The following is a 354-nucleotide window of genomic DNA, read 5'->3' on the forward strand; positions in this document are numbered from 1 at the left end:
GTTTGGAATGCGTCCTTTCAAAGGAAATGGAAACCGCCCAACCTTTTGTTCCATCATATTTTCCCAAACCTCTTCACGAATTTGTTGTTTAGATTTTTTTGTATTCACTGGAATCACCTCTGTAGTTCACATTATAGTACGGGACCTGGTCCCGCACAATTTTATGAACTTTACCGAGAGTTCACAGAATGATGCGGGACCCGGTCCTTCTCCATAACAATCTTATGCAAACCATTATCATCTATAGTTGTTTCAATGATATCAAATCCGTGTTTTATATTTAAAATTAACATATTACGCCACTTATTCATTGTTTTAGTCTGAACAACACTGTACCCTTTTTCTCTCAAATAT

1 protein-coding gene is annotated in these 354 nt (G+C 36.4%); it reads right to left on the reverse strand.

Features of this window, described 5'->3' with window-relative positions:
- Positions 1–170 precede the first annotated feature (170 nt).
- On the reverse strand, positions 171–354 hold a 184-nt coding region (locus tag AOA61_RS31855), incomplete at its 5' end, for a hypothetical protein (protein WP_218197355.1).

Source organism: Pseudomonas sp. 2995-1 (assembly GCF_002742505.1).
GTDB lineage: Bacteria > Pseudomonadota > Gammaproteobacteria > Pseudomonadales > Pseudomonadaceae > Aquipseudomonas > Aquipseudomonas sivasensis.